Source organism: Streptococcus sp. 477, from assembly GCF_013277295.1.
GTDB lineage: Bacteria > Bacillota > Bacilli > Lactobacillales > Streptococcaceae > Streptococcus > Streptococcus pseudopneumoniae.
This window is the reverse complement of sequence record NZ_VMMQ01000105.1, coordinates 1-2,911: the sequence shown is the minus strand read 5'-3', so window position 1 is coordinate 2,911 and position 2,911 is coordinate 1. Positions and strand designations below refer to the sequence as shown.

Genomic DNA, 2,911 nt, shown 5'->3' with positions numbered 1-2,911 from the left:
CAACTGTCAAAGTCCCGAGTCATTAATTGAAAAGTTTACCTGTTTATGTGATAATGGAGGGTATTTACAGAAGGTGATAGATTTCTTGATTCTATAGTAGATTGAGAAATTTAGAATAGTATGCTATAATCACATTAGGAGGATAAAAATAATGAAGAAAACGTTTTATAAAAAATTGGGTATTTCAATTATTGCGAGTACTTTATTGGCTAGCCAGTTGTCGACAGTATCTGCTTTGACTGTTATTTCTAGTACAGGTGAAGAATATGAGGTGAGTGAAACATTACAGGAAAGTCCAGAAACTAATAATTTTTCACTTCCTGAGATTTCGCCAACATATGGTTCATATTACCAAAATCAATCAGAAGTAATTATCGGTAATGATGATTTGGTTAAAATTGATAATACTCTACAATATCCGTATTCAACTTCAGCTATGGTTTTGTCTGAGTACAATGGTGTAGCCAATGGAACGAATATAGAAGGAAGAGGAAGCGCGAATTTTATTAAAGATAATGTTTTAATTACAGCAGCTCATAACTTCTACAGTCATAAATATGGAAAAGAAGCGGATGCTATTTATGTACTTCCAGCAGCTAGTCCAGATCAGGAACCATTTGGAAAGATCAAGGTTAAGGAAGTTCGTTATTTGAAAGAATTTAGAACTTTAAATTCTAGAGATGCATCGAAATATGACTTGGCTCTATTAATTCTAGAAGAGCCTGTTGGCGCAAAATTGGGAACACTGGGGCTTCCAAATAGTCAGAAAAATTTGGCTGGAACACCAGTGACGATTACAGGATATCCATCATATGATTTTGGAATTCATCAAATGTATACAGATAAAAAACAAGTTTTAAGTGATGATGGTACTTTTTTGAATTATCAAGTTGATACTTTGGGGGGATCAAGTGGATCTGCTGTTTATGATGCTAGTCACCGTGTAGTCGGAGTACATACTTTGGGAGATGAAGCTAACCAAGTTAATAGCGCAGTAAAATTAAATGAACAGAATTTATCATTTATTTATTCAGTACTTAAAGGATATTCTCTTGAAGGATGGAAAAAATTAAGTGGCAGTTGGTACTATTATAAACAACATGATAAACAAACGGGTTGGCAGAAAATAGATGATACTTGGTACTATCTAGATGCTTCTGGTAAGATGCTTACAGATTGGCAAAAAGTAAATGGAAAATGGTATTATTTGGGAACCTCTGGTTCAATGGCAACAGGTTGGAAAAATGTACGAGGCAGATGGTATTACTTAGATAATAAAAATGGTGATATGAAGACTGGTTGGTATAAAGATAGTTCAACATGGTACTATCTAGATCCTACTAATGGAGACATGAAAACAGGTTGGATAAAAGTAGGAGGAAACTGGTATTATCTTAACTCAAGTGGAGCTATGGTAACAGGTAGCCAAACTATCGATGGTAAAGTTTATAATTTTGCTTCATCTGGTGAGTGGATTTAATATTGGAGGACATATAAATGAAACTTTTGAAAAAAACTATGCAAGTTGGACTGACAGCATTTTTCTTTGGTTTGCTAGCTACAAATACTGTTTTTGCGGATACCACAGGTGGCCAATTTGTTGATAAGGATAATAGAAAATATTATGTAAAAGATGCTCATAAAGCAATCTATTGGCATAAAATAGACGGAAAAACTTACTATTTTGGTGATAAAGGAGAAATGGTAGTTGGATGGCAATACTTAGAAATTCCTGGAACAGGTTATCGTGATGATTTATTAGATAACCAACCAGTTAATGAAATCGGCCTTCAACACAAGTGGTACTATTTTGGACAAGATGGGGTACTACAAGAATTTGTTGGCTGGAAAGCATTAGAGATTAAAACAAAAGACAGTGTTGGAAAAGAGTACGGGGAAAAACGTGAAGATTCAGAAGATAAAGAAGAGAAGCGTTATTACACGAACTATTACTTTAATCAGAATCATTCTTTAGAGACAGGTTGGCTTTATGATCAGTCTAACTGGTATTATCTAGCTAAAACAGAAATTAATGGAGAAAACTATATTGGTGGTGAAAGACGTGCAGGTTGGATAAATGATGGTTCAGCTTGGTACTACCTTGATCCAACAACTGCTGCAATGCAAACAGGATGGCAATATCTAGGTAATAACTGGTACTATCTCCGTTCATCAGGTGCTATGGCAACTGGTTGGGTGAAAGATGGCTCAACTTGGTATTATCTAGATGCTCAAAATGGTGATATGAAGACAGGTTGGGCTTATGTTGGTAACAGTTGGTACTACCTTCGTTCATCAGGTGCAATGTCTACTGGTTGGGTGAAAGATGGTTCAACTTGGTACTACCTAAATGCAAGTAATGGAGATATGAAGACAGGCTGGTTCCAAGTCAATGGTAAATGGTACTATGCCTATGGTTCAGGTGCTTTAGCTGTTAATACCACAGTAGGTGGTTACTACTTAAACTATAATGGCGAATGGGTTAAGTAATGAAGGCTAATGGTAAACTGTGATGGATATTTAACTTTGTATAATAGGTGGATAAAAGTCTTTAAAATAGGAAAAAACGCATAATATTAGGTGAACTGCACCCCAAAAGTTAGACAGACAAAATCTAACTTTTGGGGTATTTTTATTATGAAATTAACTTATGATGATAAAGTTCAGATCTATGAACTTAGAAAACAAGGATATAGCTTAGAGAAGCTTTCAAATAAATTTGGGATAAACAATTCTAATATTAGGTACATGATTAAATTGATTGATCGTTACGGAATAGAGTTCGTCAAAAAAGGAAAAAATCGTTACTATTCTCCTGATTTAAAGCAAGAAATGATTAATAAAGTCATACATGAAGGCTGGTAACCGCCCAATAACGAAGTATATTGAAAGATCTCCAGACTAGAGAACT

The 2,911-nt window shown here is 34.7% G+C and carries 2 protein-coding genes and 1 pseudogene; all 3 read left to right on the top strand.

Annotated features, from left to right (window positions below):
• Positions 1-436 precede the first annotated feature (436 nt).
• The gene (locus tag HT691_RS10830) at positions 437-1,480 is read left to right on the top strand and encodes a serine protease (RefSeq protein WP_205380514.1); all 1,044 of its coding nucleotides are present in this window, start codon (positions 437-439) and stop codon (positions 1,478-1,480) included.
• A gap of 17 nt (positions 1,481-1,497) precedes the next feature.
• Positions 1,498-2,490 carry a choline-binding protein CbpJ gene (gene cbpJ / locus HT691_RS10825; RefSeq protein ID WP_000771147.1) on the top strand — a complete coding sequence of 331 codons (993 nt, stop codon included), beginning with the start codon at positions 1,498-1,500 and terminating at the stop codon, positions 2,488-2,490.
• A gap of 147 nt (positions 2,491-2,637) precedes the next feature.
• A pseudogene (locus tag HT691_RS10820) lies at positions 2,638-2,862 on the top strand (IS3 family transposase); the annotation flags it as partial.
• Positions 2,863-2,911: the final 49 nt, after the last annotated feature.